Annotated in this window: 1 protein-coding gene; it reads left to right on the top strand. The window is 67.6% G+C overall.

The window, feature by feature from the left end:
• Nucleotides 1-13: 13 nt before the first annotated feature.
• Nucleotides 14-333 (top strand): ATPase, T2SS/T4P/T4SS family (locus tag FLQ44_RS10095; protein ID WP_276607844.1); only part of this gene is annotated, 320 nt, incomplete at its 3' end.

Below are 333 nucleotides of genomic sequence, written 5' to 3'. Positions count from 1 at the left end.
CGACGCGCGGGCGATGGCCGCCGACTTCGACGAGCGCGCGGACCTCAACCAGCTGGTCGATGCGCTGCCCGAGCCGCAGGACCTGCTGGAGAGCGAGGACGAGGCGCCGATCATCCGCCTGATCAATGCCTTGCTGACGGAAGCGGTGAAGGAAAACGCCTCCGACATTCATCTGGAACCCTTCGAGCACAGTCTGCTGGTGCGCTTCCGCGTCGACGGCGTGCTGCGCGAAGTGCTGCGCCCGCAGAAGGCCGTGGCCCAGCCGGTGGTCAGCCGCATCAAGGTGATGGCCAAGCTCGACATCGCCGAGAAGCGCTTGCCGCAGGACGGCCG

Origin of the sequence: Vogesella mureinivorans (assembly GCF_007644035.1) — a bacterium.
In the GTDB taxonomy this organism is placed as follows: Bacteria; Pseudomonadota; Gammaproteobacteria; order Burkholderiales; family Chromobacteriaceae; genus Vogesella; species Vogesella mureinivorans.
Note: the sequence above shows the minus strand (reverse complement) of the source record. Positions and strands in the feature narration are given on the sequence as shown.